Annotated in this window: 18 protein-coding genes and 1 tRNA gene; 15 read left to right on the top strand and 4 right to left on the bottom strand. The window is 38.3% G+C overall.

Going from position 1 to position 24,329, the window contains the following annotated elements; all coding sequences use genetic code 11:
• The 8 genes from LKE05_RS08645 (at position 1) to LKE05_RS08610 (ending at position 5,495) form a co-directional block, all read left to right on the top strand.
• Entirely contained in the window at positions 1-846 is an 846-nt protein-coding gene (locus LKE05_RS08645) for a phage tail domain-containing protein (RefSeq protein WP_308456553.1), read from the top strand.
• Positions 839-2,257, top strand: a complete 1,419-nt coding sequence (locus LKE05_RS08640) for a phage tail spike protein (protein WP_308456552.1) — start codon at positions 839-841, stop codon at positions 2,255-2,257. The genes LKE05_RS08645 and LKE05_RS08640 overlap by 8 nt, the downstream gene beginning before the upstream one ends.
• Positions 2,258-2,259: 2 nt before the next feature.
• Positions 2,260-3,291: a hypothetical protein gene (locus LKE05_RS08635; protein ID WP_022228879.1), complete on the top strand. Its 1,032-nt coding sequence runs from the start codon at positions 2,260-2,262 to the stop codon at positions 3,289-3,291.
• Between the two features lie 16 nt (positions 3,292-3,307).
• Positions 3,308-3,718 (top strand): phage holin family protein, encoded by a 411-nt coding sequence (locus tag LKE05_RS08630; protein WP_022228878.1) that lies wholly within the window; start codon positions 3,308-3,310, stop codon positions 3,716-3,718.
• Between the two features lie 25 nt (positions 3,719-3,743).
• Positions 3,744-4,541: an N-acetylmuramoyl-L-alanine amidase gene (locus LKE05_RS08625; RefSeq protein WP_117966630.1), complete on the top strand. Its 798-nt coding sequence runs from the start codon at positions 3,744-3,746 to the stop codon at positions 4,539-4,541.
• Positions 4,542-4,724: 183 nt separating this feature from the next.
• Positions 4,725-4,898 carry a 30S ribosomal protein S21 gene (rpsU, locus tag LKE05_RS08620; RefSeq protein WP_022228876.1) on the top strand — a complete coding sequence of 58 codons (174 nt, stop codon included), beginning with the start codon at positions 4,725-4,727 and terminating at the stop codon, positions 4,896-4,898.
• 32 nt (positions 4,899-4,930) lie between these two features.
• Positions 4,931-5,374 carry a GatB/YqeY domain-containing protein gene (locus LKE05_RS08615; protein ID WP_022228875.1) on the top strand — a complete coding sequence of 148 codons (444 nt, stop codon included), beginning with the start codon at positions 4,931-4,933 and terminating at the stop codon, positions 5,372-5,374.
• Between the two features lie 45 nt (positions 5,375-5,419).
• Positions 5,420-5,495 (top strand) — tRNA-Thr (locus tag LKE05_RS08610).
• Between the two features lie 81 nt (positions 5,496-5,576).
• Here LKE05_RS08610 and LKE05_RS08605 read toward each other — a convergent pair.
• The 3 genes from LKE05_RS08605 to LKE05_RS08595 form a co-directional block, all read right to left on the bottom strand.
• Positions 5,577-5,834, bottom strand: a complete 258-nt coding sequence (locus tag LKE05_RS08605) for an HPr family phosphocarrier protein (protein WP_022228874.1) — start codon at positions 5,832-5,834, stop codon at positions 5,577-5,579.
• A gap of 270 nt (positions 5,835-6,104) precedes the next feature.
• Positions 6,105-7,097 carry a helix-turn-helix transcriptional regulator gene (locus tag LKE05_RS08600; protein WP_308456551.1) on the bottom strand — a complete coding sequence of 331 codons (993 nt, stop codon included), beginning with the start codon at positions 7,095-7,097 and terminating at the stop codon, positions 6,105-6,107.
• A 302-nt stretch (positions 7,098-7,399) separates the two neighbouring features.
• On the bottom strand, positions 7,400-9,133 hold the full coding sequence (locus LKE05_RS08595) for a phospho-sugar mutase (RefSeq protein WP_022228872.1): 1,734 nt from the start codon (positions 9,131-9,133) through the stop codon (positions 7,400-7,402).
• 188 nt (positions 9,134-9,321) lie between these two features.
• On the opposite strand from LKE05_RS08595, the gene mltG reads away from it, so the two are divergent.
• The 6 genes from mltG (at position 9,322) to LKE05_RS08565 (ending at position 22,541) form a co-directional block, all read left to right on the top strand.
• A complete protein-coding gene (gene mltG, locus LKE05_RS08590; protein WP_308456550.1) occupies positions 9,322-10,404 on the top strand; it encodes an endolytic transglycosylase MltG in 1,083 nt (360 codons plus the stop codon).
• 13 nt (positions 10,405-10,417) lie between these two features.
• Positions 10,418-11,083, top strand: a complete 666-nt coding sequence (locus LKE05_RS08585; RefSeq protein ID WP_308456549.1) for an O-methyltransferase — start codon at positions 10,418-10,420, stop codon at positions 11,081-11,083.
• A gap of 20 nt (positions 11,084-11,103) precedes the next feature.
• Complete coding sequence (locus LKE05_RS08580; RefSeq protein WP_147514707.1) at positions 11,104-12,327, top strand: peptidase U32 family protein; 1,224 nt, start codon at positions 11,104-11,106, stop codon at positions 12,325-12,327.
• Between the two features lie 130 nt (positions 12,328-12,457).
• The gene (locus tag LKE05_RS08575; RefSeq protein ID WP_308456548.1) at positions 12,458-16,282 is read left to right on the top strand and encodes an InlB B-repeat-containing protein; all 3,825 of its coding nucleotides are present in this window, start codon (positions 12,458-12,460) and stop codon (positions 16,280-16,282) included.
• A gap of 318 nt (positions 16,283-16,600) precedes the next feature.
• The gene (locus LKE05_RS08570) at positions 16,601-21,223 is read left to right on the top strand and encodes a hypothetical protein (protein ID WP_308456547.1); all 4,623 of its coding nucleotides are present in this window, start codon (positions 16,601-16,603) and stop codon (positions 21,221-21,223) included.
• A 517-nt stretch (positions 21,224-21,740) separates the two neighbouring features.
• Entirely contained in the window at positions 21,741-22,541 is an 801-nt protein-coding gene (locus LKE05_RS08565; protein ID WP_308456546.1) for a zinc-ribbon domain-containing protein, read from the top strand.
• Position 22,542: 1 nt separating this feature from the next.
• Here the strand turns inward: LKE05_RS08565 and LKE05_RS08560 are convergent, their stop codons facing one another.
• Entirely contained in the window at positions 22,543-22,812 is a 270-nt protein-coding gene (locus tag LKE05_RS08560; RefSeq protein ID WP_022229328.1) for a hypothetical protein, read from the bottom strand.
• A gap of 277 nt (positions 22,813-23,089) precedes the next feature.
• On the opposite strand from LKE05_RS08560, the gene LKE05_RS08555 reads away from it, so the two are divergent.
• Positions 23,090-24,241: a resuscitation-promoting factor gene (locus LKE05_RS08555; RefSeq protein ID WP_308456545.1), complete on the top strand. Its 1,152-nt coding sequence runs from the start codon at positions 23,090-23,092 to the stop codon at positions 24,239-24,241.
• The last annotated feature ends 88 nt before the right edge of the window (positions 24,242-24,329 follow it).

Here is a 24,329-nt window from a genome sequence, read left to right as displayed (position 1 = left end):
ATGAGGAATGGTTTTATATTTAAAGACCGTCATTCTTCCGATTTCGGTGTGACGGTGAGGACTAAATCAAGACCGATATTGCCGAGCGTAAAAGAGAATATTGTCGATTTGCCGTACCGTGACGGCGGATATGATTTTTCAAAAGCTAATCCTTTCGGACGTGAGTTTTATAATGACAGGATATTCACGGTTACGTTTAACATATATGCCGATAATCTTGCGGAAATACAGAGGAAGCTGTCTTTGCTTTCTCTGTGGCTTTGCGGTGAGGGTGAGTTGATTTTTGATGATATGCCATTTTCAAAATGGCGGGGGAAAGTGTCGGAAGAGGTTATATATATGCCTGAACACAGCGGTCGTAAGGCTGTTATGGAGGTGTCATTCAGGGCAGAACCGTTTTGCAAGTGTATTTTTAATACGGACGGTCCGACTTTGGAAATGCCTTTTATGTTAGGTGCAAATATACCTGTTGATATTTCGTGTTTGTTTAAATTTAATATTTCCGGCAGCGGTGATATAAGTGTATACAATTTCGGTGACAGACCTGTAAGACCGATTGTAAAGCTTGGAGCGAGTGCAAGAAATGTAACTCTGTCTATGAACGGCAAATTGCTTGCGTTTATGTCAAACGGTCAGACAACGATTGATTTTGAAAAACAAAATGTCAAAAATACAAGCGGAAATATATTGGTGTCGGGTGATTTTTTTGAATTTCCGTCCGGAAGAAACAAACTTCATATCGTAAATTCATACAGTCAGAATATGACGGTTGAAATTTCATATACACCGTATTTTATGTACGGTGAACATTTTGACGACTTGGAATGGGGTGACGGAAATGCTTAGAATATTACCGTATAACAGTGTCACGTTTGACAAGGGTATTGTAATCGGTGATGCGTATGATGTGCGTGTTACATATGAAATAAACGGTGAACGCAGGCTTGATTTTTCGTATCCGATAAACGAGAAGTCGGAAATTATAAGTGAAAATAAAATCGTTGTATGCGAGGGTCAGGCATACAGAATTATAAAGGTGTCAAAAACAATCGGTGAAAAGAATTTTATTGCGGCGGAATGCAGTCACGTCTACAATGCGGACGCGTCGAACATACATATTCAAAATATTCCCGATTTAATCGGAAAAACTCCGTCTTATGTTTTGGGGCAGATATTTAAAAATACGAAGTTTTCGATTATGACGGACAGTGAATTGACAAAAGTCGGATTGAAACGAGTTGATTACAGCGGTTTTAAGATTGATTTCTTTTCTATGGATAAGACCAATCCGTATGAGGCGGTTAAGGCTCTTATCGAAAACTGCGGTAAAGGCGAGATTTATGCCGACAATTACAAGATTGCCCTTGTGGAGCGTATAGGCAGTGAAAGCTGTTTAAGGCTTGACCTTTCAAAGAATATGAAAGATATTTCGATAGAAAGGGATATAACCGATATGGTGACGAAGTTGTACCCTTACGGAAAAGATGACGCACATATCGGAAGTGTGAACAGCGGAAAGCAGTATATTATAAGTGAAAACGCCGATATTTACGGTGTTCGTGAGGGGTATCGTGATTATACCGATTATATTGAACCGAGTAAAATATTAAGACGTGCACAGTGGGAGTTTGACAGCGAAAATGAGGAAAGAATTGACGTGCCTTGTGTTAATATAACAGGCGGATATGCTGATATTTCAAAGCTGGCGGATTATGCGGACGAGAAAATTAATATCGGTGATACGGTGACTGTAATCGACCGCGGAAACGAGATTAGAGAACGCGTCATAAGGCTTGAATATTATCCTTATCAAAGTGACGATACCGTTATATCTGTCGGCAGGGTAAAAAAGGATTTGTTTTTCTATCTTGAACAAATAGGAACTCTTGCAAAACGTTACAAAAAAGTATCGACAACAGGCGGTAAAGTCAAGGCGAAATCGGTAAGCGGTGTTATTTCACAGTCCGGAATGAAAATAGACGGTGAAAACGGTACGGTTTCGTTGTTATCGGACATTATTGAGGTGTCAACGGGCGGTGACGTAAAAACGCAGATTGGCAATGTGAACGGTCAGTTTGTGTTTAATATTACGGACAACAACGGTAATTCGGCTGTGAATATTACGGACAAGGGCAATATGAATTTTAAGGGTGATTTTGAAACGGAAAAATTGATTGTGGGGGATAATGTTATTACACAGGACAGTAACGGTGTGTTGTGTATTAACGGTAAAAGGATATTGGTGGAAGGAGAATAAGAATGAAATTAGATTTTAATTTTGACGGAAAAACTTTGCTGAAAAAATGGTGGCAACAGGTGAAATCGAATTTTCAGACGGTGCAGGACGAATATAATGCGTTAGAGGATAATTTGAGTGAAGAAATAAATCAACGTGTGAATATAGGTAATGATTTGACTGAGAAAATAACAAAGGAAACGTCGGACAGAAAGAAAGCGGACAATTCGCTTGAAATCAAAATTTCAAACGAGGTAAATTCGCGTCAAGAGGCGGATGATGAATTGAGCGGTCGTATCGAATATGAAAAAATGGAGCGACAGGCAGATAATGAAGAAAACAAGTCAAGATTTTTTGAAAAAGCAGACAAAACCGAGTTGTACGGAAGAGAAAAGAATATTACGCATAAGATAACACACAGTCTGAAAAAGTCTGATTTTATTATAAACATAAATGCAGGAAACGGAAACGGTACAGTAACGATAAACAGCTTACCCGTGCAGACTAAAATTTTTAGGGACGGACGTGCATATATACAAACAGCACCGATTTCTGCCTCGTTTTCGGCGGAAAAAGGTGAAGAAGGAGAAAAGTGGATTAATTTGTTATATGACTGCGATAACGGTACTTTGGGCTTGGAGGTTACGGAACAGCCTGAATCGGGTAATGTTGCAAAGATGAATGTAACATATATGAAAGCGGAAGTTGCCGAAATATATGCTGGTATAATCAAATTTGATGGATTGAACACGCTTGACGCTCTCAAAACGAATAACAGAGATTCGTTTGTTGGGGCAATAAATGAACTTGTAAGCGGAAAAGTCGGCACGAATGATATTGTAAATGGTAAAGATGCAAGTTATCGTGTGACGGATTTGCTGAAGTGGGTGGCCGGAGGTTTAGAAAAAAGCAATTCAGTTAATTATCCGGGACTTGACTACATAATCAGCGATGTTTATGAAATGTATAATGCACTTTGCAGTTATGGTTTCCAAGAGCCGATCGAGGTTGTAAAAACGGTGGCGGAGTTAAAAAATCAAGCTGAAAATAAATAAAACGGAGGAGTAATTTATGGATAAGATTTTTAATTGGACAAGTACGGTTATCGGAATTGTGGGCGGATATTTCGCCGCAATTTTCGGTCAATGGGACAGTATTTTGTGGGCACTGTTGGTGATAATGGTGCTTGACTGTTTGACAGGTGTTATTAAAGCAATTTATACAAAAACAATGTCAAGTGAGATTGGGTTTAAAGGATTACTCAAAAAGATTACTATATTAATTATAGTAGCACTTTCAAATGTTCTGCAACAGATTACAGGTGACAATGTTGCAATTCGGGAAATAGTTATTATGTTTTACGTAGCGAATGAGGGTATAAGTGTGTTGGAAAATGTGGCGGTGATTTACCCGCGAATGCCGAAATCAATAAAAGATATATTGCTCCAAATTCGTGACAGTAACAGTGCGGACAGTGAGTGAATATAATATATGGGGAGTGAGATATATGATAGTAGGAATAAATTGCGGACACACTGTCAGCGGTACAGTCGGCAGCGGTGCGGTCGGATTCCTTAACGAAAGCAACGAAACGCGCCGAGTCGGTTATAAAGTAATGGAGTATCTCAGGGCAAAAGGTGTTACGGTGGTTGATTGCACTGATGATTATTCTTCTACGGTAAGCGGAAATTTGAAAAAGATTGTTGATAAAGCAAATGCACAGCCGCTTGATTTGTTCGTTTCGATACACTTTAACAGCGGCGGCGGCAGAGGAACTGAGGTTTATACCTATAACGGAGAAGTTTTTAAACAAGCGGAGCTGGTATGTGAAAATATGGCGGAGCTTGGGTTTATAAACAGAGGTATAAAAAACGGCTCAAATTTGTATGTCATTCGCAGAAGTAATGCGAGGTCGATGCTTATAGAAGTGTGCTTTGTCGACACCGAATCGGACGCGGATTTATATAATGAAGTCGGCGCAGACAGAATTGCCGAGGCAATAAGTGACGCGATAGTCGGCGAAAAAATGGAGGAGGAACTTACAATGTCGCAATATGAAGAATTAAAACAAATGATTTCGGAACAGACTGCAAGAGTTGATGTTTTGCAGAATGAGGTTTACAAAATCGAAAATCCTATGATTTATAATTATATCGATGATAATATGCCCGACTGGGCAAAAGAGGCTGTTCGGTGGTGCGTGGATAACGGTATAATTGTCGGCACAGGCAGCGGATTGGGGCTTGATGATACAAAACTTTGGACCTGCGTAGTGATGTATCGTTTGTCAAAAACATTGAAATAATAAATATAGCTGCCGATAAATTTGTCGGCAGCTAAAAAAACAAACAAATCTTTATAAAAATCACTAAAATATCTTGACATATCTATGTAAAATAAGGTATAATAGATATTGTTGTACAAACAGTGTATAACTGAGTCCATCAAGTCCGTTTTTAGAATTGACTTGCCGGAGGGAGGGGAAACAATGTCTGAAGTAAGAGTAAAAGATAATGAATCATTAGATAGCGCACTTCGCAGATTCAAGCGTCAATGTGCTAAGTCAGGTGTCATGTCTGAAATCAGAAAGCGTGAGCACTATGAAAAGCCAAGCGTAAAGCGTAAAAAGAAATCAGAAGCTGCAAGAAAAAGAAAGTTCTAATTTTTAATTAGCAACATAAGGAGATGACGATAATGTCTTTAAAGGAAAAATTAGCAGAAGATCTAAAATCGTCAATGAAAAACAAAGACACTGTACGCAAAAATACAGTACAACTTGTCCGTACTGCAATATTGCAGGTTGAAAAGGACAACAAAGTAACTCTTGATGACGAGGATATTTTGGAGGTAATTGCAAAGCAATTAAAGCAACGCAAGGACTCTCTTCCTGAATATGAAAAGAGTGGCAGAGAGGATTTAATCTCTCAGTTAAAACAGGAAATGGAATGCTTGATGGAATATCTTCCTAAACAGCTTACAGAGGACGAGCTACGTCCGATTGTAGAAGAAGGCGTTAAAGCAGTAGGAGCAACCTCCATGAAAGACATGGGTAAGGTTATGGAATACGTTATGCCGAAAGTTAAGGGAAGAGCAGACGGAAAAGCAGTCAGCACGATTGCTAAAAGTTTGTTTAACTAAAAATATTACAGAGAGAGCTTCGGCTCTCTCTTATATTTCATTTTCGCTGGTGTAGCTCAGTTGGCAGAGCAACTGATTCGTAATCAGTAGGTCGGGGGTTCGACTCCCCCCATTAGCTCCAATCGGAACAGGTTATGCTTGTTTCGATTTTTTTGTGCAAACAAATCAAAAAGCACGACTGTATCAGACGTGCTTTTTGTCTTTAAAGATTTTCTTTAAAATAATTTTCAAGAACATTTGCGGCTTCAGTTTCGTCGTTACCTTCAACTTTGACTGTAACGAAATCACCTTTACTGATGCCAAGACAAGTTATTGTAAAAAGTCTTTTTAAGTTTTCAATTCTCTGGTTATATTCAATGCTAATGTTCGACGTAAAATTTTGTGCTTTTTGTACGAGTTTGCCGGCACATCTGGCGTGAAGTCCGTGTTCACCTTGAATTGTATAAGAAAATTGTTTCATGGTAAAAACCTCCTATCCTTCGGAAATATCAATATGATTATTTCCAGATACGTTATTTCTATACCCGGCGGTATAAAAATAAATGCACAACTTTGTACATTGGCTACATTATATCACAGTCGATTGATTTGTCAACAAAATGAATAATAATACCATTAAATAGATAAAAAATCCGATTAATACGAAATGTTTTTTATGAAAAGTGAAAGAAAAAATAACCATTAAATGTATTAACAGTTATATGCTTACAGGATACAATATAACAAAACATCAAAAATGTGTATATTTTGAGGATATATCCTTAATATATTTTAAATATTTTTCGGCTTCAGACTGCGGAGAAAGGATTTTTACACCTGTTCCGAGTCCTGCAAGCCAACCGTAAAACTGTGAACTGATATTTACATTTAATTTGGCAACGAACGTATTTTCGGTATTTGAGTTTAAAATAATATCCTTGCCGAATCTATCCATAACAACACCGATAAGGTTGTTGTCAAATTCAATTTCGAGTGTGTTTTCGTCACCTGCAAACATACCGAATGTTCTTTTTGAATAGTTTCCTATATCGAATTTGCTGAATTGGTCACCGCCGTCACGTTTTTCGGCGGTTATTGTTATGTTAAGCATTTTGTCTACGCGGTAATGGCGTATTTCTTTGCTATCATCATCAAAACCAATCAGATAGTAATTTTCATCGTCCCATATCAAAATATACGGACTTACGGTGTAATTTGCACCGTCCTTTTTCGGTTCAAGCTTTTTGGCAAGCGTCCATGAACAATATTTGAAAGTGATTTTAACATCTGAAGATATTGCGGAATGAAGTTTATCTATATTATAGAAGATACTCTCATTCATCGTCTTAATTCTGTTTGAAACAACGACTTGTCTTTGAAGCGTTTGAGCCTCATGACGGCTGGCGAGCTGTTCGATTTTGTGAATTAACTGATTTGATTTCTTTTCTGTAATGAATTTTGAAGATTGAACTGCGTCAACCAATAACTTCAATTCTGCAATTTCAAAATCTCTTGACGCAAGATAATATCCTTTCGGCTCACTTCTTCTGCTCAAAATATCGCAACCGAATAATTTAAGCCGTTCAATGTCATCATAAATGCTCTTGCGTTCGGCACTTATACCTTGCTTGGCAAGTGCCGAAATAATATCATTTGCGGACATTGCGTGATTTTCGTCTGTATTTTCCTTTAACATCTGCATTATGTACAGTAATTTCAGCTTTTGATTAAATGATTTCCCCATTGCAATCACCCCAAAGTGTAATATAATTTAATGATACCACAAGTTAATGAGTCTGTCGACAAAATGTCGACAGCTCCAAAAATCACATCTTGTGATGTAATTTTTGAGTGTTTTTAGAGAAAAAATCATAAAGTTCCTCCAAAGTCGAAACTTTAGATTTTAAGCCATTTCTGCCGCACAGGTCGCCAAAAATGATTATAAATTGAGGTTGCACCTCAAACACCCAAGAACAAAGTAGACAAAACCATAACGGTTTTGTCTACAATCTGAAATGCCTTTCTCTTTGAGAAAGGCATTTTGGTTTATAGTCCAAGTTGTTTTTTGCAATCTTCAAGAACTTTTTCGATAGTCTTTTCGGCTGTTTCAAAGCTTTCTGCGAATGTGCCGAGATACAACTTGATTTTCGGCTCTGTTCCCGACGGTCTTACGATAAAGTAAGTCTTTTCGTCTGAAAGGTTGTACTTCAATACGTTTGACTTAGGCAAACCTTTAAGAGGTGAAACATTGCCCTTTGTATCTTTAATTGTTTGTGACTGATAGTCGGTGTAAAGTACAACGTCCATACCTGCAACTTTTGTCGGCGGTGTTTGACGTAGGTCTGTAAGTAACTGTGACATCTTTTCCATACCGTCTTTACCCGGCATTACAAATGAAACTGTCTTTTCTGAATAATATCCGTACTTCTTGTATATATCCATAAGTGCTTCGTAAAGTGACTTACCCTTTGTTTTGTAGTAAGCAGCCATTTCTGCGATAAGCATTGTCGCAACAACGCCGTCTTTGTCGCGTGCGTGAGTACCTACAAGATAACCGTAGCTTTCTTCAAAGCCGATAAGATATGTATGGTCGCCTGTCTTTGCGAACTCTGTCATTTTTTCGCCTATGTACTTAAAGCCTGTAAGCACGTTCATAATTTCGATACCGTATGAATGAGCGATTGCGGCGGCAAGCTCTGTTGTAACGATTGTCTTGATAACAACGCCGTTTTCAGGCAGAGTGCCTTTGGCTTTCTTTGATGAAAGTATGTATTCAACAAGCAAAGCACCTGTTTGGTTGCCTGTAAGTGTTCTGTATATGCCGTCGGCGTCACGAACAACTATACCGACTCTGTCACAGTCGGGGTCTGTACCGATGATAACGTCAACGTCATTTTCCTTTGCCATTTTTATAGCGATTTCAAAACCTTCCTTGTCCTCCGGATTAGGTGACTTAACAGTCGGGAAATTACCGTCCTCTGTATCCTGTTCCTTAACGACAAGCACATTTTTAAAGCCCATACGGTTAAGTATTGCCTTGATAGGTCTTGAGCCTGTGCCGTGGAAAGGTGTGTAGATAAGCTTGAATGTATCTGCAACTTCTGCTACTGCCTCGGGATTTTGCTGTTGTGTTTGAACAACGTCAAGGAATTTTTCGTCAAGGTCACTGCTTACGATTTCAAGCAAGCCTTTTTCTTTTGCTTCGTCAAGCGAAATAAACTTAACGTCGTCAAATATATCGTAGCTGTCGATTGCGGCAACAACAACATCAGCCGCGTCCGGAGGGAGTTGTCCGCCGTCGGGACCGTATACCTTGTAACCGTTGTATTCTTTAGGGTTGTGGCTGGCGGTAATCATAACGCCGGCACTGCAACCAAGTTCACGAATACCGAATGAAACTTCCGGAACTGAATGAACGATAGGAAAAAGATAAGTCTTTACACCCGCACAGGTAAGAACCTTAGCTGTTTCTTCAGCAAATGTGCGTGAAAAATTACGTGTATCGTAACCAATAAGAACACCTGCTTTTGCGGCGTCCTCACCGTTTGAAAGAACGTATTTCGCAACACCTTGACTTGCACGTCTTACGTTATATATATTGATTCTGTTCGTACCCGCTCCGATAATACCTCTCATACCGGCTGTACCGAATTCAAGTTCACGATAAAATCTTTCTTCTATTTCTTTTTCGTTGTTTTCAATAGATTTAAGCTCTGCTTTTGTGTCATCATCAACCACGTCGCTTGTAAGCCAACGGTTGTAGGTTTCCTTGTATCCCATTGATAACTCCTCCTTAAAAATAATCTCATATTAATATTATATAATACTTTCTCAAAATTTTCAATTATGAATATGTAAAAATTAAAGAAAAGTTATCGTATAAATTGACAAAAAAAACGCAAAACTTGACGAAAAGTGTATTTTGTTATAGAATAGCAGTAATATGTATTAATAAGGAGGACACTTTTATGGCAGTAAAGGTGCATGAAACAGGTTACGGCAAATGGAAAGTGCCTGTGATAATCATAGCTGTTATAGTTGTTTTGAGTCTTGCGGGAACGGGCATACTATTAAGCGACAGCCTTGGTGTTTCAATAGAAGAAGGAAGTAAGAGAATAGAGGTTGCAGAAGGTGACGGTACGTCATCTGTTGCAAAACTGTTAAAGGACAACGGCATAATAAAGTATCCGCTTTTGTTTAAGGTGCAGTCAAAGCTCGGCGGATATGACGGTAATTTTCAGCCGGGTGCGGCAACGATTGATGACGGAATGAGTTACAGTGACATACTTAATCTTATAATAACGCCGAGCCGTGAGGCTGCGAAAATTACAATACCGGAGGGCTATGAAATCAAGCAGATAGCACAGAAACTTGATGAGGCAGGCATTGTAAGCTGGCAGGACTTTTATGCGGCTTTAAATCCAGACGATTATGATTATGCGTTCTTGAAAAACTTGCCTGAACGTGACGGACGTATGGAGGGGTATTTGTTCCCTGCAACGTACGAAATTCCGAACGGAATGTCGGCACACGATATTGTTGATTTAATGCTTGCGGCATTTGACAATCAGTTTAAACCGGAGTATTATGAACGTGCGACAGAGCTTGGGTTGACGGTTGATGAAGTTATAACTATGGCGTCAATCGTTGAACGTGAAACGGACAGCGGAACGGAAAGAGCAAAAGTTGCGGGAGTATTTTATAATAGAAGAAACTCGGGTATGAAGTTCCAATCGTGTGCAACGGTACAGTATATTTTAGGTGAAAGAAAGCCTGTACTTTCTATTGCCGACACGCAGATAGATTCGCCGTATAACACATATATGTATGCGGGATTCCCAATAGGCCCTATATGCAATCCGGGAACGGAATGTATAGAGGCGGCACTTTATCCGGAGGCAACCGATGCGTATTACTTTGTTCTTGGCAAGGACGGCTCGCATATCTTTTCAAAGACATATGAAGAACACCTTGCGGCAATGCAGAGTACTGAGCAAAATATTTCGGTCGATGACAGTGCGATTGAAAATCAAGACAGTTTAAAACAATAAAGAGGTTTGATAAATGATAGAATATGATAAAGACGCGATTGTTCCGCCGTATATAACGGAATATTTGCGTGCGAAAACAGTGCATAACGATGAATTTATGCACTCGCTTGAAAAATATGCGGAAGAAAACAGTGTTCCGATAGTAGAGCCTGAAACGGCAAGGTTTTTGTCGGTGATGTGCAGAACGGTTAAACCGAAAAAAATACTTGAAGTAGGTTGTGCGATTGGGTATTCTTCTATATTAATGGCACAGGCTACAGATGATGACTGCGAAATAGCAACACTTGAATGTAACGAAGATATGGTGCGTATCGCAAGGGAGAATATTAAAACTTCGGGATATGCGGGAAAAATATCGGTTATTGAGGCAGACGCAAAGGATTATCTTTCGTATATTGACGATGATGAAGTTTTTGATATGATATTCCTTGACGGTCCGAAAGCACATTATATTTATATGCTTGACGAGTGCGTGAGATTGCTGAAAAAAGGCGGTGTGCTTATTTCCGACAATGTGCTTTACAAGGGAATGACAGCGGATGATAACCACGTTGTGAGAAGAAAAATCACAATAGTTAAACGTCTTAGAAAATATATTGATATGCTTATGGAGCATAAGGAACTTGAAACATCGCTTTTACCGCTTGGTGACGGTGTTACAATATCGGTAAAGAAATAATAAAGGGTAGGAATATATTTATGAAGAAACCAGAACTTTTAGCTCCCGGCGGCAGCTTGGAGAAATTGAAAACAGCGATAGATTACGGTGCGGACGCGGTGTATATCGGCGGTGAAATGTTTTCGCTGCGTGTTGCGGCGGAAAATTTTTCAAAGGAAGATATGCAGGAGGGTATAAAGTACGCTCACGACAGAGGCAAAAAAGTGTACCTTACCGCAAATATTCTTCCGCATAATGATGATATTGAAGAATTTGAGGAGTTTGTCAAAGATATAAAGAATTACGGCTTTGACGCAGTGCTTGTGGCAGATTTGGGATTGTTTGATATGATGCAGGAACTTGCACCGGAAATACCTATTCATGTAAGTACACAGGCAAATAACATTAATTATCGCTCGGCAATAAAGTGGTACAAGATGGGTGCGACGCGTGTCGTGCTTGCAAGAGAAATGTCGTTTAAAGAAATTGCGGAATTTCAAAAGAAAATTCCTGAGGACTTGGAGCTTGAAGCATTTATACACGGCGCTATGTGTATATCGTATTCTGGCAGATGTCTTTTGTCAAACTATATGACGGGACGTGACTCAAACATGGGTGCTTGCGCACATCCGTGCAGATGGAATTACAAACTTGTCGAGGAAACAAGACCGGGTGAATATATGGACGTGTTTGAAAACGAAAGAGGTACGTTTATATTTAATTCAAAGGACTTGTGTACAATCCGTCATATACCTGAGCTTGTGCAAAGCGGTATTGCGAGCCTTAAAATCGAGGGCAGAGTAAAAACTTCTTATTATGTTGCAACGGTTGTCGGAGCATACAGACGTGAGATTGACAGATATTGTGCCGATCCCGAAAATTATGTGTTTAATGAAGCGGAATATGAAGAGCTTTGCAAGGTCAGTCACAGACCGTATACAACAGGTTTTTATTTCGGCAAGCCGGATGAAAATTCACAGGTTTACACGTCAAGTTCGTATATCAGAGATTATGACCTTATCGGCATAGTAAAGGATTATGATGAAAAAACGGGTATTGCGACAATTACGCAGAGAAACCGTTTCTTTAAGGGGGACGAAATAGAGATAATTCAGCCTATGAAACCGTTTTTCGTACAGACGGTTGAAAGTATGTGCGACGAAAACGGTAACGAAATCGAAGTTGCAAACCATGCGGAGCAGATAGTTAAGTTTAAAACGGCACAGCCTGTTTGCGAGGGTGCAATGCTTAGAAAGAAAAAGTAAAAAAACAGAGCAGATTTAATAAAAAAACTACTTTTTTTATTAATCTGCTTTTCTTTTTTGAGAGAATATGATAATATAATTTATAACGGCAAATTTGAGAGAGGAAATTTATAAAAAAGGAGAAGGTTTTATGAAAAACAATCTAAAAAAATTGCTTTGTGCGGCATTGTCAACGGCAATGATTGCGGGAAGTATCGTATTGCCTATGACGGCAAGTGCAGACGATACCACAGGCGGAAACTATGCAGTAACGCTTGACGGTAATACTGCAACAATTCATTCATCGAGTAATGCATATGCGATTATTGCATCTTACGATTCTGATAATGGTACATTGCAAAAACTTGATTATCAGCAGGTGTCTGACGGAAGTAAAATAAACGTACCTTCAGGTGCAAGAATAATGCTTTGGGACAGTTTGCAAAATATGCGTCCGTTGCTTATCGAGCCTGTAAATGTTCCGAGAAAAATGTGGAAGTTTGACTTTGGCGACAGCGATAATGTGGCTACAGGATATTATTCGGTAACAAAAGATACCGCATATTCAACAAACACCACAAAGACATCTGACGGTAAAAAGTTTGGTTTGTTAGGAACTGATGAAAAGGCATATGAAGTAGGAACTCATATCGATGGTATAGATACTCAAGAAGGACAGGTTGTTGTTGTAAATTCAGGTAAAAAGAATACGGTTACATCTGCAACAGATGACTTTTTGGGGGCTGTTGGCGGTGCTCCGATAAAAGGCGAGCCTGCAATAGAGGGTGATTATCCTATTCGTTTCAGTATGGATGCGGAAAATGACCATTATTATAAAGTAAAAGTTTATGTTACGGGATTGAATCAGACAAAAGACGCTGTTGCAACTGTATTTTCTGAAAGACGTCATCCTATTATAACAGAAGAAAAAATTGCCGCAGGAGAAACAAAGGAAGTTAAATTTACTGCAACACTTCAAAACGTATACATAAAAGGACGTGACGGAGCAAAAGATTTTAAATATGCTGATGATATGCTAAATGTAGTAGCAGTTGGTGACAATGTTGCAATTTCAGCGATAGAAGTTGAAGAAGTTGAAGCGTGTCCTACTGTTTGGATGTATACAGATTCAACAGGCTGTGATTATGCTGCATTACAACCGTTCTTCCCGCTACAAAACTATGGCGGAACAGGTACATTCTTATCGAAATATTTGCCGACAGGAGTTGCTATATCCAATCAAGGTGACGGAGGTATAAATGCAACTGATTCTGCACACTGGAATATGGCAAATGCAAACATCGGTAAGGGCGATTTTGTATATGTTCAATACGGACATAACCATAAGGATGACGGACCTTTGGGATATTTAAAAGCAATACCGAAGTATTATGAAAAGGCTCATTCTGTAGGAGCAACAACGATTTATGTAGGACCTATTGACCGTCATAACACAGACCAATTTGATGCAGAAACAAATACATGGAAATCAACACTTAACGGATTCAGTAAAGCTGCAAAATATTATACAGAAGTGCTTATAACAGGCGGAAAAACAGAAGCAGATAAATTTGTTGCTAAGGCAGTGTCAGACGGATTAGATGCGGGTTATGAGTATGCAGACACGGTTATTGCTAAGGGTATTACTGCAGCCGGAGCAAAGGATGTAGTATTTATTGACCTAAATCAACCTTGGCTTGATTGGATGAAAGCTGCCGGAGCAAAGGTAAAGGAAATACGCGGTTCTGAAGTTTATGAGAAAAATGCAGTTGACTACTATTTCCGTGGAGTACGAGGCGGCGGAATTGACGGTACTCACCCTAATGACGCTGGTGCCGATAACGGTGCATACTTATTTATGCAAGAAGCACTAAAACTTCAAACTAACAAGGCTCAGTCGGCGATTACAGAAGTAGAAGCAAATTCAATAAAACCTCTTGTAACAGGTATGAGAAGTACCGCAACACCGTATGAAGTTTCTGAAACTGTTGTAAAAGCAGGTGCTGCACCTAACAAGGCATATCCTGATGTATATGTTTCGTTGCTACCTACAAAATATCCTACTACTATAAAAAATGTAGTATTTGCAGAAGACGGAACAATACAATCTGTTGATGTTTTGAAACATTCGGTATCTGAAAAGGATATGAGTGCATACGGTATTGTAGTTATTACCATTAAAAATTCCGACGGAACAGAAAAGGGTAAAATCTATGCAAATGCACAGGTTGACAACACTGTAAACGGAACACAAACAATTACGGAATTCAGAACTTCAACAGACGGTCTTGTTCTTGGTGAAGGTGATACATACACTGCAGTAGTTTACAGAGCAAAAGATGCGGGTGGAGATGAAGGATTGATAGTTGATACAGATAATCCGGATACATATTCAGCCGTATATGAACCTATGACAATAAAGAGTTCGATTATATCGGAAAACTTTAATTACGAAGGTAAAACTTATAGCGGTGATGAAGATTTGGCAGGAAACGGTAATTGGGCTTTGGCAGGAAGTGCTGTAAATACCGGAAAACTTGGTGCAGAAAGTGCAGATGATGTAATAAACAGAAGATATGCCGAGTTTGCATCGACAGGTAAGAAAGCTGATAACAGTTCAGATGGTTCATTCTATGCTTCAAAGAAATTTGATGTGGCAGACGATTCATCGGAAACAGTAATAGGCACAAGCGGAAAATACCTTATAGAAATGGATTTGTCATACGTTTCGGGCGGAGATCTTAATTTCGGCTTGACAGACGGTATAGATAATAGAAATCCGGGTGGAAAACAGTCAATTACACTATTTAATGTGGCAAGTAACGGCTCAATTAAGGCTGGTGGTAAAGAAGTAGGCTCAATAAATAAGGGTAAATGGTCAACTGTAAGATATATTCTTGATATGGATAACGGAACAGGCACTATTCAAATAGACGGTTTCGACCCTGTTACATATGAATTTAGTAATTACAGTACATTTGGTACAGTTTCACCTACACAACTTACTTATTTCTTGCTATCGGCAAGTAAAGCGGCAGTTGATGTTAAAATATCTGATTTGAAGGTAGGAACTCTTGAACAAGAAGCTCTTCCTAAAAAGACAATTACAGTAGAATCAAGCGACAATACAATGGGAAGTGCATATATAGGAGAAGCAGGAACTACTGAAAAAACAGTAGATATGAACGATATGGTGACTTTGACTGCGACTGCAAATGAAGGCTATGAACTTTTGGCTTGGCGTAAGGACGGCAGTAATGAAAACTTTGCATTCACAAGTGAAATTACTGTAAGAGCACATGACACTGCGAAGTTTACGGCGGTGTTTACAGTATCTGAACCGGATAAATACAATTATTTGTATCATGAAACATTCAAAACATTAACAACATCAACGTTGGCAGCAAACGGATGGGTTAGTGCAAATCAACAAAGTGCAATGACGGTTGAGTATGATGAAAATTCAAGTCTTGGCAATTATTTGAGATTTGGAGCAAATACTAATTCAAGAGGCGGAGAAAAATCATTCGGAGAAACATATACATCTGATAATGGACTTGTATATGCAATGAATATTAAGTTTACAAAAGCAAATATTGATCCTAATGAATTTGCCGTTCATTCGGGAAATATGACTTATAATGATGGAAATAAAAATTATGGTTGTACAGGCGGATATGTTTTGTATTTGAAGCAAACAAAGGACGGTGCAATCACAGCAAACGGACAAACGACTACAATTCCGAATAATGAATGGGTATCGGTAGTTGCAGTTTGTGATTTTACAACACACAAAGTAAATGTAGTAGCAAAATCACTTGACTCAAGTAAAACTTATTTTGACGGTGAAGTTGATATGGCTGATACAAGTGCAACAGGATTATCGGGACTATATTGTAAGTATGGTAAATCATCAGGCGGTTCTGTATCAATGGATAATATAGAAATATTCAGTGCAGACCAATATACAGAATAAACTTTGCAAGTGAATTGCAAACGGAATACTAAACAATCCAAAAAAGACCGCGAAAGCGGTCTTTTTTGGTAAAAATAATCTACAAAAATAAAAAATGTACAACTTGAATTTTGCATTTTATATAAAAAATGATGTGCTTTTTTGTGCAATATTTTTGTTCAAAGTTTCTTAATAATATTGCACATACAAAAAAAATATGATACAATATATACCATATAGATGGGTTAGGATTGTGCAGATTTACTCAAATCGACATCCTGTACCTGTTAAATTAAACAAGACTTGGAAACAAGTTAAGGAAAGAAAGGGAGAGAAGAAATGAAAAGTAAAAAACTAATTTCATTACTTTGCGCCGCTGCTATGTCAGCATCTGCTTTCGCAGGCTTGACAGTAACAGCAAGCGCGGCAACACCTGTTTACACCTTTGATGGAAGTGACATCACAGGCTTTTCAGGTAATGGAACTCTTGCACAAGTGAGTGATGACAAGGGTGAATATTTCTCAATTAAAGCTAATGGCAGCAGTACATATTCTGCAACATTGACTTTACCTGCAGATGCACAATTAACAAGTGCTGACGGCTACACAATCGAATACGATGCAAGACTTCATAAGTCAAATGGTATGGGTAGATACGGAAGATATACTCAAGTTGCATTCATCGATTCGTCAAATGCAGCTAAAGACTCCAGAGACTATGGCCCATACGGTGCATTGTTCTCAGGCGGTAATTCAAGTACTGAAACAGGTCAAGGATATACAGCAGGTGTGGCATCTTCATTGTCTGCAAGATACCAACTTGACGGTACAATCGTAAATGACCCTGGTACAGAAACATTGGCTGCTGATAATACATCAGTAACAGGCATTGCTGATGATATGTGGGTTAGAGTACAGACATACGTTAAAGGTGATGTAGCTAAAGTAACAGTAATAGATGTAAATAATAATAAAATAGTTGATGGTGTTGATTATATCAACAGTGCAACAAAACTTGATACTATTTATGTAACAGCCGGTCGTGGTGATGACAGTGTTACAGGACCTGGTGAAGTATGCCTTGATAACATCAAAATTTATTCGGGTGAGGCAGAAACACTTACAACAGATGGTTTGAGAGGCGTTGTAGCAGCAGCCACACCAATTCCTGAACCTGAAACAGTATCCGGTTCAGCGCAAACTCTTGCAGCCCCGGCATCAGTAACAGATGCTTATACAGCTGACTTTAACAATGCTACTGTAGGAACTGTTGCATCAATCGAAACAGAAGATCAAGATGCAAAAACAGTTGTTGATGGTATGAAAGTTAAAGTTGGTTCAAGAAGTACAGGTGCTGATACAAAGACATATGCCGCAATCGCAAAGGTTGCTACAGGCGATAATGCACTAAAACTTGCTGCAAACCAATTCTCAACAAATGGTAGAGGACCGGTTGTAACTCTTGATGATACAAAAGAAATTTCATCAGGCGAAACTGCAATTATGGGATTTACAACATATCTTTCAGCCGCAAAGGGTACTGATGAAGGTGGTCTTCCGAGATTGTTCTTGATTGACAACACAACAAATATTGATGGTAACGGTTGTGCAAGAGATATACTTGCAGTTATTACAACCGAAGATGCAAGCGGATATACAAACGGTGATACACCAATCGGTATTCAGGTAACAGAAGGTTGGCACACTGTAGTTGTTGCAGTATCAGAAGGTACATACAGAGTATTTATTGACGGTAAATATAAAGATGGTGAAGGTAAACTTAGCCCTGCAGTTAAGGGTACTAAGGTTGGTTCCGGTTCAACATCAGCTCAAGTAACTCATCTTCCAAGCTTCGCAGTTGAAAATACAAAGTCAGACAGTGGTACAGCTTATTCAAAAGCCTTGATTGATAATGTAGTTGCATATAAGATTACAGATACACTTGATGCTAAGTATCTTCCAACTGAAACAGCAGCTCCGACACCTGCTCCGATACCTGCAAAGGTTACAATGAGCGTTGATGAAAATGCAAATACAGTTACATTGACATCAGATAAGGATACAGATGCAGTTCTTGTTCAAGCATCATACAGAACTGATAATACATTGGATTCAGTTAAGAAAGTTGTTAATGTTGCTCTAACGGCAGGTACAGCTTATACAGTTCCTGCAACAGATTTAGATGCATTCACAACAAATGATAAGATAATGGTTTGGGATAGTCTAAAGACTATGACACCGCTTGCAAGTGCTTATACAATAAAGAACGGTGCCGCTCAAGCTACAGCTAAACCGGCTCCGACAGCTGAACCGACAGAAGCTCCGGCAGAAACAGTTGCTCCGACAACTGAGCCGACAGAAGCTCCTGCAGAAACAGGTGCTCCGACAGTTGAGCCGACAGAAGCTCCTGCAGAAACAGGTGCTCCGACAGTTGAGCCGACAGAAGCTCCGGCAGAAACAGCTGCTCCGACAGATACACCGGCTCCGACAGCAACAGCTGTTCCTACTTATGCAGTATCAGGTACTGTAGACGCAGGTGTTAAATCTGTAACTCTTACAGATAAAGCAGAAGCTGAAAATACAATTACAGGTACAATCGAAGATACAGCTGTAACATTTACAGGTGTTAAAGCTGGTACATATACAGTATCAGCTGTAGCTAAAGATGATTACAAAGATTTAACAGTAACTCCTCAAGAAATTACAGTTAGCGGCAATCTAGAAGGTGTATTCACAGTAACAACAACTGCTAAAGTTAAGAGTGCAGTAACTACTGCAGTAACAGGCGGTACTGCTACAGTAACAGGCGCAACAGATTTGACAAGCGTTGCAGAAGGTACAGAACTTACAATAACAGCTAAAACACCTGCTTTGGGTTACCTTGCTGCTGATCCGACAATTACAGTAACAAAGACAGACGATGCCGAAACAACAGTAACTGTAGCAGAAGGCAAGTTCACAATGCCTACATACCCTGTAACAGTAACAGTTGCATATGCAGCAGACCCAACAATGAAAGTTTTTGATGCAGAAGCATCAACATGGGTAAAAGCTGATGACACAACAGCTCATGGCAGTGATGAATTGCTAAAATTAGGTCAATGGGCAAAGGGTAAAGATGGTACACTTAGCACAAATGAAACAACACTTCTTAGATATGCAGGTCTATCAGATGTAGATAAGGATAGAGTTGTTTCAGCTAATTTGAATTTTGATGTTGCATCAACAAGCTATGATGCAAATCAAAAACGTTGGGTAGATTCTTACTTCTTTATAGGTGCACTTTCAAGCAATGATTGGGATGCGTCAACAGCAGTATATACAGATTATCAAAGTATAAGAAATGATAGTTTAACAGATACAAAGGTATGGACAGGAACAAAGGATGCAACTACAGCCTCCACTGAAGCTCACGGTGCATTTGTAACAGCAAATGTTCCTGTTACATCATTAGTAAAGTCTGCAACAACAGATAAACTTTCTTTAGAATTAGCTGTAGGAACAGCAAGAACACAGGTTGTTAAGAAAGCTCCAAAGTTAGTTCTTACAATAGGTCAAGCGGTAACTTTTAATGTTGCAAGTGGCGAAACAAAAGTTGAAAAAGCAACTGTTGAAATTAAGAATGGCGATGCAGTTGTAGCAACAGAAACAACTGATACTGATGGTGTAGCAAAAGTTGCTCTACCATCAGGTGATTACACATATACAGTAACAAGTGCTGATTATGCAATTAAAACAGGTTCTATAAAAGTTGCAGATTCAGCTGTAGCAGAAAATGTTGCTGTAGTTGCAAATGAAGCAAAGAAAGTTGAAATTACGTCTCCTGAAAATAACATTGTTGTAGTTGGAAGCCCTATTACATTTACAGCAACAGTTAAAGACCAAGATGGTCGTGTAATGACAGGCAAGACTGTAAATTGGACTGTTGTTGATACACCGGCTAATATTGCAGTAGAAAATGGTGTTGTATCAGTAACAAACGGAGTTATAGGCGGAAAATACAAAGTACAGGCTACAATCGCTGATACAGAAATATCTGCAACAGCAGACTTTGAAGTTGTTGCAAAGAGCAAAGGTACTTTAAAGGCAATATATACAACAGGTGATGAAACAACAGGTGTAGTTGAAACTGTTGACGTATATACTGAAGACGATAACAAATTTGAAGCAGATGAAGTTACTGTTCCTGAATCATATCTTTCAGAAAGAGTAGTAACAAATTCAGACACAGGACTATATGATGTATATAGTTATGTATCAGGTGGTACTGATAAAATTACTTTGGCAGCAGGAGAAAATAAAGTTGTAATTGTTGTCAAGAAAGACGCATCATATAATGTATATGAAAAGTTTGAAGATGAAAAGCCATTATTCAAAGCAGATTCAAGAATTACAGTAAAAATTGAAGATGATGCTACATTAAATTCAAAAGTTGTCGGATTCACTTGTGCAGGTAATGCAGGTAATGGATATTCATTTGCACATTATGCATTACCAGATACAGTAACAAAAGATATAGTAACATTTGATTTTGATTATTATAATACAAACGGTGGTAGAGCAATATTGAGCATTGGTGATGCAACAACAAGAGGAACTACTGGTGGTAGTACAAAAGTTACTTACAATTCAACAGGTGCTATATTTAATTTAGGATCGAATAAAACTAATGCATTAGTTCAAGGTGACAGCTCTAAAGCTATAGGTGACTATACAAATAAATGGATGCATGTCAATGTAGTTGTTAATCAATCAACAAAGAAAGTAAGCTATACTATCACAAATAAAGCAGATGGTGCAGAAATAGCAAAAGCAACAGATGTGGCTTTTGTTGATGCAACAACAGAAAACTTAAAAGCAACACAAATTGATATTTTTGGTTATATAAACAACAGCCATTGTGCAATGCTTGATAATATCAAGGTAACAGAAAGTGATGCAACAACATCTGCAACTGAATAATTTATAAAGCAATAAAAGAACGGTCGTATGACCGTTCTTTTTGCTTGACAAATTTAGCGTTGTGTGATAATATAATAAAAGAAATGGTAAACAAACCATGCTGCATGTTAATAATTTAGTAGAAAGAAATATTTTCTACGAAATAGTTACCTATTTGTGAGATAGGTAACTATTTTTTTATTATCACTATACAAAGCAGTAAAACCAAAGTTAAATAAACAATAGCTTCACTCATATGCACACCCCCTTTAAGGTGGTGTCAGCATGGTTTGCAACCATTTCAGAATGTTATTATATCATAGAGGGAAGAATTTGTCGATAAATGTAAATGATATGATAATTTCTTATAATAAAAATATGGAATTTTGCGCTTAAATAACAAATATTTCAAAAATATTTCGTATTTTGCGTTTAATGTGTAATCTATATGTAACAAAATTACGAAAATTACTTGCATTTATATACAATATATAGTATAATAGTTTAGATAGCAAAAAAGTAATTTCGGAGGGGTTTTATGTACTGCAAAAATTGTGGCAGACAACTGAAAGAGGGAACACGTTTTTGTGACAGATGTGGTCAATCAGTAAGAAAAAACAACCAGAACAGCCAAACTACAAAACGCAAAGAAATCGAGGAACTGAAGGCTGAACGTCTTAATCGTAAACGTCGTTTACAGGAAAAAGAGGCAAAACAAGTCCGTAATAAAAAACGTAGAAAAAGTAAGGGAAGTGTTATGATTTTCATAATCGTAGCACTGCTTATCGCAATAGTAAGTGTGATTATCGGCTATAATATGATGGCTCCGAACGATAACGGATTAGGCACTGCTCCTACTTCAACAAATTCGCCTGCAAGTGCAACGAATATGCCAACAGATACAGCAAACAACGTATCATCAACATCATCGCCGTCAAATTCAGCAAGCAAAAACGGTTATTCAAAAATGACAATAAGCGGTGTAACATGCGTTTATCCGTCTACTTTTAATTCAAATCCGACAACAGGAAATCAAAAACTTAACTTGACTGATGCGCTTGGCGGTGCAACTATGACTGTTTCGCAAGAGGGAAAGAGCGGTGCTCCGTCTGACCTTATGCGTGACTATGCACGTCAAACGGGCGGCGAAGTTTCATATTCTCGTGCCGGTGACGATTGGTATGCAGTCACTGTGACAACAGATGATACTGTTTACCACAGAAAATGCGTGTTGAAAAACGGAATTGCGGTATATTATGATTTCTCATATTCTTCAATGACTTCAACAGCTCAAAAATATACTGAATATATTGACTATATGGACAGCAATTTCAAATAATTTAAGAAAGATATTTGATTGCAAAGCATATTGACGCAATCAAAATTAAGCAAATCAATATTTTTAATATTTTAGATTTCGAGCGGACAGCCTTTGTGGGTTGTCCGTTTTTTTGTATTCGTTCGATGTAGCGACTGACTATTGTTTCCGCGTCTGCTATTGCTCTGCTTTCAAGTTTTGGATTATAGTCTTTGAGAATTATTATTGCTTGGCTCACATACGGTGATGAAAAATTATTTAAAATAACTACTTTCTTTGTCAATTCCTTCATTACTAATCTCCAATCATTTCAATTTGTTTTATTTCCATTATTTCCGACTATGAAAAAGTATATACCTGCTTTATTTTTGTAACATTAATCAAAAATAAATGTAATAATATGTAAATATCGTGCATATAAATAGTAATATGTGGGAAAAGTCGAGTAATATATTTATTCATATTGCAATATTTGAAATTATTTTGTAATAAAAATGTAATAAAAAGCTTGACAATGTAACAATTTTGTAGTATACTATGGAACAAGTAATGAAAGGGGTTTAACTTTTATGACTACACAAGAGATGACAAAACAAGAAATGATAATGAATTTGCGTGAAAAACGCGAAGAAAAGAAAAAAGCAAAATTGAAAGCAAAACACAGAAGATGTACGATTGCAATTATTACGCTTGTGGCAATGATGACGGTAATATTCGGTAGTGTATACAGCGCATCGGCGAAGGAAATCACAATTACGGAAATAAACGAATTTGCGGGAACAAATGAAACAAAAACTGTAAAGACAAGAAGCGAAAGCGTTGAGGGTGCTCTTGAAGAACACGGCGTGAATGTTTCGGATACCGATAAGATTAATGTTTCAACAGAAAAGCCTGTTGAGGATAATGAAAATATTGTTATCAAGCGTGGTAAGCGTGTTACAATTAAAGTCGGTGAATCGGAAGAAGTTGTAACAGTAACAAAGGCGGACGTTAAGGACGCACTTGTTGAGGCAGGATATATTCCGGGCGAATATGACCAAATTTCAGCCAACGGCGAAACTGTTGCAAGCAGTGACACAATCGAGCTTGTATCGGTAAGCCATACAGACGAAACTGAAACGGAAGTAATTCCTAAAGGTGTTGAATATGTTGATGACGCGACTTTGATCAAGGGACAGGAAAAAGTCGTTGACGAAGGACAAGACGGTGTGAAAACAATCACTTACAAGGTTACATACCAAGACGGTCAAGAGGCGACAAGAGAGGTGATAGACGAACAAGTTACAACTGAAATGCGTAACAAAGTTATTGCAAAAGGTACAATGGAACCTACACCTGCACCTAAGAATACAACCGTTAAGGACACCTTTGCGACAAAGTCGACAGTAAGCGATAACGGCGGTACTGTAAACGGATATAAATATAAGAAGAAAATCACAATGACTGCTACAGCTTATTCGACTTCACCGTCAGAAAACGGCGGTTATACGGTTTCTGCAATGGGTAATCCGCTTGGATACGGTATAGTTGCAGTTGACCCGAGCGTTGTTCCGTTGGGTTCAAAAGTGTATGTAACATCAGCCGACGGTTCATGGTCGTACGGCGTTGCAAGTGCTGAAGATACCGGCGGTGCAATTAAGGGTAACAAGATTGATTTATGCTACAATTCTAATGCCAACGACTTCGGCAGAAGAAGTTGTGTAGTGTATATTTTAGATTAATTTACGTTAAAAGAGAGTGTGAGATTATTTCTGTAAAATTAATTTTTCTATGATAAAATACTTAGTTTTATTTGGGCAGATAAGCAAA

The organism is Hominilimicola fabiformis, assembly GCF_020687385.1.
In the GTDB taxonomy this organism is placed as follows: domain Bacteria; phylum Bacillota; class Clostridia; order UBA1381; family UBA1381; genus Hominilimicola; species Hominilimicola fabiformis.
This window is presented reverse-complemented; position numbering and strand designations above follow the sequence as displayed.